The sequence below is a fragment of the Methylobacterium sp. B1 genome, from assembly GCF_000333255.1.
Lineage (GTDB): Bacteria > Pseudomonadota > Alphaproteobacteria > Rhizobiales > Beijerinckiaceae > Methylobacterium > Methylobacterium fujisawaense.
Window position 1 is genome coordinate 1 of the sequence record NZ_BACT01000263.1, and the last position, 4,725, is coordinate 4,725.

General features: G+C 67.3%; 4 protein-coding genes and 2 pseudogenes. 4 read left to right on the plus strand and 2 right to left on the minus strand.

All coding sequences use genetic code 11. The annotated features are described in order from the left end of the window. Both I53_RS07565 and I53_RS07570 read right to left on the minus strand, forming a co-directional pair. Positions 1-386 (minus strand): annotated as a pseudogene (locus I53_RS07565) (2-dehydro-3-deoxy-6-phosphogalactonate aldolase); the annotation flags it as partial. Beyond that, positions 383-1,261, minus strand: a complete 879-nt coding sequence (locus I53_RS07570) for a 2-dehydro-3-deoxygalactonokinase (RefSeq protein ID WP_043348637.1) — start codon at positions 1,259-1,261, stop codon at positions 383-385. The gene I53_RS07570 and the pseudogene I53_RS07565, both read right to left, overlap by 4 nt. 250 nt (positions 1,262-1,511) lie before the next feature. On the opposite strand from I53_RS07570, the gene I53_RS07575 reads away from it, so the two are divergent. The 4 genes and pseudogenes from I53_RS07575 to I53_RS07590 form a co-directional block, all read left to right on the plus strand. Then, on the plus strand, positions 1,512-2,231 hold the full coding sequence (locus I53_RS07575; protein ID WP_374701304.1) for an ABC transporter ATP-binding protein: 720 nt from the start codon (positions 1,512-1,514) through the stop codon (positions 2,229-2,231). After that, positions 2,224-2,964, plus strand: a complete 741-nt coding sequence (locus I53_RS07580) for an ABC transporter ATP-binding protein (RefSeq protein WP_043348642.1) — start codon at positions 2,224-2,226, stop codon at positions 2,962-2,964. Before I53_RS07575 ends, I53_RS07580 begins: the two co-directional genes overlap by 8 nt. Positions 2,965-3,059: 95 nt before the next feature. Then, entirely contained in the window at positions 3,060-4,277 is a 1,218-nt protein-coding gene (locus tag I53_RS07585) for an ABC transporter substrate-binding protein (RefSeq protein WP_043348643.1), read from the plus strand. Between the two features lie 28 nt (positions 4,278-4,305). Continuing rightward, a pseudogene (locus I53_RS07590) lies at positions 4,306-4,725 on the plus strand (branched-chain amino acid ABC transporter permease); the annotation flags it as partial.

Here is a 4,725-nt window from a genome sequence, read left to right on the forward strand (position 1 = left end):
GCGCCGGCCGCCAGGGCCGCGAAGGCCTCCGTGGGTGTCTGATAGCCCGGGAGGGAAACGAGACCGGCCGCGATGGTCGCGCCGATGACCGTCGGATCGGCGTTCGGCGACACCACGAGGCCTCCGCCGGCGGCCGCGACGTCGGCGACCTGCGATCGGCTGAGAACGGTGCCGGCGCCGACGAGCGCCCGTCCGGCGAGGCGCTCAGCGAGCACCGCGATGCTCCGCAGCGGGTCCGGCGAGTTGAGCGGCACCTCGATGAGGGTGAACCCGGCCCCGACCAGGGCCTCCCCGATCGCCGGCGCCTCGTCCGGCGTGAGTCCCCGCAAGATCGCCACGAGCGGGCAGCCCGCGAAGACCGCCTCGAACCGGTCGTGGATGGTCATGTCCGCAGACTCCAGATGGCGTGGATACCGGACGTGGTGGAACCGTCCGGCACGATCACCGCAGTCCCGCCCGCTTGCGCGATGGCGGCGGCGTAGAGCGCGGCCAGGGAACCGCCGCCGAGCAGATGGACCGGACGGCCCTGGAGGTCGTCACGGGTGCCGACATCGGCGCCGATCAGGATGCCGCTGGCGTAGGAGGCCGCGTCATCGGGGTCGAGGCGGTCGAGCAGCAGTCCCGAGCGGACCTCGAACAGGGTCGCGGCGAGGTTTCGGGAGGCGAGGCCCCGCCCGACGCCCGCGCGGAAGGCGGCTCCGTTCCCGACCTCACCGTCGAGCATCCCCGCCAGGATGCCCTGTGCGCGAAGCAGGGCGAAGATCTCTCCGGTCATCACGGTGGTGAAATCCGTGATCGCACCATCGACGGTCTCGATCCACTTGTTGTGTGTGCCCGGCTGACAGAACAAGGCCGTCGGCGGCGCTGAACCCGCTTCGATCGCACCGAAGACCTGGACCTCTTCCCCCCGCATCACATCGGGACGCTGTTCGTCCCGCAGGGCGACGCCGGGGACGATCCGCACGTCGGGCGCGGGTTCCACGCAGGCTTTCGCCAGGGCCGCGAGGGTTGCCGGCGCCGCGATGTAGGGCGCCGACAGCCAGCCCCGGTTGGATCCGACCATGCCGACCGCGATGACCGGGTGAGGCCCCAGCCGCGCGCGCAGATCCGCGATCTCCGCGGGGTAGTCGCCGGGCGCCAGGGAGAGGATCCCGCGTCCGTCCTGCAGGCTGTCGAGCACCGCTCCCGAGCCCGACACGGCGAAGGCCCGGCGGTTCGTGGTGCCCCAGTCGACGGCGATGTAGGCCGCGCGACCGTCCATGCCGTGTCTCCCCAGAATAGCGCTACCGTAACTTGTCTGAGTTAATCGGAGGGCGGCGCGTGGTCAAGTTCGGTCGAGCGACCGCCGCGACACGGTCGGCGACAGATATCACTGACGGGGGATTGTCGCGTGGTCCCCGGCGATTGCGATGGACTGTACCGTCACGGATCGGCGATATGGCGGCAAGAAATCAAACCCGGGAGGGACACGCTTGGCACGGGATGTAATCCTGGCGACCGATGGCCTGACGATGGAATTCCGTGGATTCCGGGCCGTCAACGGCGTGGCGTTGCAGGTGGAGCGCGGCACGATTCACGCGCTCATCGGGCCGAACGGCGCCGGCAAGACCACCTGCTTCAATCTGCTCACCAAGTTCCTGATCCCGACTTCGGGGACGATCCGCTACAAGGATCGCGACATCACCGGCCTCAAGGCGGCGGATGTCGCCCGGCTGGGGCTCGTCCGCTCGTTCCAAATTTCGGCGGTCTTCCCGCATCTCACCGTGATGGAGAATGTCCGCATCGCCCTGCAGCGGCGGCGGCGCGGCGATTCCTTCGATTTCTGGCGGCCCGAGCGGGTCCTGCGTGCGCTGAACGGCGAGGCGCTCGAACTGGTCGACGCGGTCGGACTCTCGGAGTTCGCCGACGTGCTGGCGGTCGAGCTGTCCTATGGCCGCAAGCGCGCGCTGGAGATCGCAACCACGCTCGCTCTCGATCCCGAGATGCTGCTCCTCGACGAGCCGATGGCCGGCATGGGCCACGAGGACGTGGACCGGACCGCCGCGCTCATTCGGCGCGTCTCGAAGGACCGGACGATCCTGATGGTCGAGCACAACCTGTCGGTGGTTGCTTCCCTCTCGGACCGGATCACCGTGCTGGCCCGCGGCCAGGTGCTGGCCGAGGGGGACTACGCCACGGTCTCGAAGGATCCGCGTGTGGTCGAAGCGTATATCGGGGCGGGACATGCGTGAGGCGGCTCTCAAGACACCTCCGGCGGCCGCGACCGGCGCGCTCCTCACCGTCCGCGGATTGGAAGGCTGGTACGGCGAGAGCCACGTGCTCCACGGGATCGACATCGATGTCCGGACCGGTGAAGTCATCACGCTGCTCGGGCGTAACGGCGCCGGAAAGACCACGACGCTGAGGGCCATCATCGGCATCCTCGGCAAGCGCGCCGGCTCGATCGTCTACGACGGCGTCGAGACCATCCGCATGGCGTCCCGGAACATCGCCCGCCTCGGAATCGGCTACGTCCCGGAGGAGCGGGGCATCTTCGCGAGCCTCACGGTCCACGAGAACCTGATGCTGCCGCCGCGGGTGAAGCCGGGGGGCATGTCGGTGGACGAGATCCATCAGCTCTTCCCGAACCTGAAGGAGCGCGCCGGCAGCCAGGGCACCAAGCTCTCCGGCGGCGAGCAGCAGATGCTGGCGATCGGACGCATCCTGCGCACCGGTGCCAAGCTGATCCTCCTGGACGAACCGACGGAGGGACTGGCGCCGGTCATCGTCCAGCAGATCGGCCGGACCATCCAGCAATTGAAGGCGCAAGGCTACACCATCGTTCTGGTGGAGCAGAACTTCCGCTTCGCCCAGACCCTGGCGGACCGGCATTTCGTGATCGAGCAGGGGCGGGTGGTCGATATGATCCCCAATGCCGAGCTTGACGCCAATATCGACAAGCTCCACGCCTATCTCGGCGTCTGAAGCCCGTTCGCAAAAACCGTAGAAGCGCCAACAATCGGCGCCCCGATACTCGGCTGGCGGAGATCCGCCGCGCCGTTACAAGGATGGAAACGAAAATGTTCGGACGTATCGCCCGGCCCGCGACCCTCGCCGCCCTCGCCGGCGCCCTGATGATGGGCACCGCTGCTGCGCAGACGAACGTGAAGATCGGCATCCTGGGCGATCGATCGGGCGCCTATTCCGACATCAGCGGCGAGGGCTCGGTCGTGGCCGCGAAGCTCGCCGTCGAAGACTTCAAGCCGGACGCTCACGGCCTGAAGGTCGAGATCGTCTCGGCCGATCACCAGAACAAGCCGGATGTCGGGGCGGCCATCGCCCGGCAATGGTATGACCGCGACAACGTCGACATGATCACCGACGGGGTGACCTCCTCGGTGGCGCTGGCCATCAGCCAGGTCACCAAGGAAAAGAACAAGGTCTTCATCGACACCGGCGCCGGCACCGCCGACCTCACCGGCCCGCAATGCACGCCGAACACCATCCATTGGGTCTACGACACGGTGGCGCTGGCCAACGGCACCGGCGGCGCCATGGTGAAGCGCGGCGGCAATACGTGGTTCTTCCTCACGGCCGATTACGTTTTCGGCCAGACGCTTCAGCGCGACACCAGCGCCGTGATCACCAAGAACGGCGGCAAGGTCGTCGGCTCGGTGAAGACGCCGTTCCCGACCTCGGACTTCTCGTCCTTCCTGCTTCAGGCGCAGGGCTCGGGCGCCAAGGTCATCGGCCTGGCCAATGCCGGAACCGACACGATCAACGCGATCAAGCAGGCGGGCGAGTTCGGCATCACCGAGGGCGGGCAGGCGCTGGCCGGCCTTCTGGTCTTCTCCTCCGACGTGCATTCGCTGGGCACCAAGGTCGCCCAGGGTCTCGTGCTCACCGAGCCGTTCTACTGGGACCTGAACGATCAAACCCGCGCCTTCTCGGACCGCTTCGCCAAGCAGATGAAGGGTGGCTCGAAGCCCACCGCCAACCATGCCGGCGTCTACTCGGACGTGCTCCATTACCTGAAGGCGGTGGCCGAGCTGAAATCCACCACCGACGGCGCCGCCACGGTCGCCAAGATGAAGGCGATGCCGACCGACGATCCGCTGTTCGGCAAGGGCGTGATCCGCGCGGACGGCCGCAAGATCCACGACATGTACCTGTTCGAGGTCAAGAAGCCCGCCGAGTCGAAGGGCGAGTGGGATCTTTACAAGAAGCTCGAGACGATCCCGGGCGATCAGGTCTTCCGGCCGCTCAACGAGGGCAATTGCCCCCTCGTGAAGGGTTGACGGTGGGATCGGGGCGCGGAGAACGGCCATGACCACGATCTTCGGAGTGCCGACGCAGGCCCTGTTCGGGCAATTGCTGCTCGGCCTGATCAACGGCTCGTTCTACGCGATCCTGTCGCTGGGGCTCGCCATCATCTTCGGGCTCCTGAACATCATCAACTTCGCCCACGGCGCGCTCTACATGATGGGCGCGTTCGTGGCCTGGATGCTGCTCACCTATGTGGGCCTGGGCTACTGGTGGGCGTTGGGTCTCGCGCCCCTCGTGGTGGGCGCCTTCGGCATCGTGCTGGAGCGGGTGCTCATCGCCCGGCTCTACAAGCTCGACCACCTCTACGGACTTCTGCTGACCTTCGGGCTGGCGCTGATCATCCAGGGCCTGTTCCGCAACCAGTACGGCGTCTCGGGGCTGCCCTACGCGATCCCGGCGGAGCTCTCCGGCGGCCAGCGG

Excerpts from the sequence above, each read along its gene's own strand:
- I53_RS07570 (WP_043348637.1), bottom strand. The coding sequence starts at position 1,261 with ATGGACGGTCGCGCGGCCTACATCGCCGTCGACTGGGGCACCACGAAC.
- I53_RS07575 (WP_374701304.1), top strand. The coding sequence starts at position 1,512 with ATGGAATTCCGTGGATTCCGGGCCGTCAACGGCGTGGCGTTGCAGGTG.
- I53_RS07580 (WP_043348642.1), top strand. The coding sequence starts at position 2,224 with ATGCGTGAGGCGGCTCTCAAGACACCTCCGGCGGCCGCGACCGGCGCG.
- I53_RS07585 (WP_043348643.1), top strand. The coding sequence starts at position 3,060 with ATGTTCGGACGTATCGCCCGGCCCGCGACCCTCGCCGCCCTCGCCGGC.